Annotated in this window: 1 protein-coding gene; it reads right to left on the minus strand. The window is 60.0% G+C overall.

All coding sequences use genetic code 11. The features are described from left to right. The coding region (locus tag H3H36_RS26520) for an EF-Tu/IF-2/RF-3 family GTPase (protein WP_255461955.1) at positions 1–255 on the minus strand (255 nt) is incomplete at both ends.

Genomic DNA, 255 nt, shown 5'->3' on the forward strand with positions numbered 1-255 from the left:
CACCTTCGTCTTTCGACAGCACGTAGATCTCGCCGGTGAAGTGGTTGTGCGGCTTGATCGAACCTGGCTTGGCCAGCACCTGGCCACGCTCCACGTCTTCACGCTTGGTGCCGCGCAGCAGCAGACCGACGTTGTCGCCGGCTTGACCCTGGTCCAGCAGCTTGCGGAACATTTCCACGCCGGTGCAGGTGGTTTTCACGGTGTCTTTGATACCGACGATTTCGATCTCTTCGCCGACCTTGATCACGCCACGCT

This window comes from Rugamonas fusca (assembly GCF_014042365.1).
Classification (GTDB): Bacteria; Pseudomonadota; Gammaproteobacteria; order Burkholderiales; family Burkholderiaceae_D; genus Rugamonas; species Rugamonas fusca.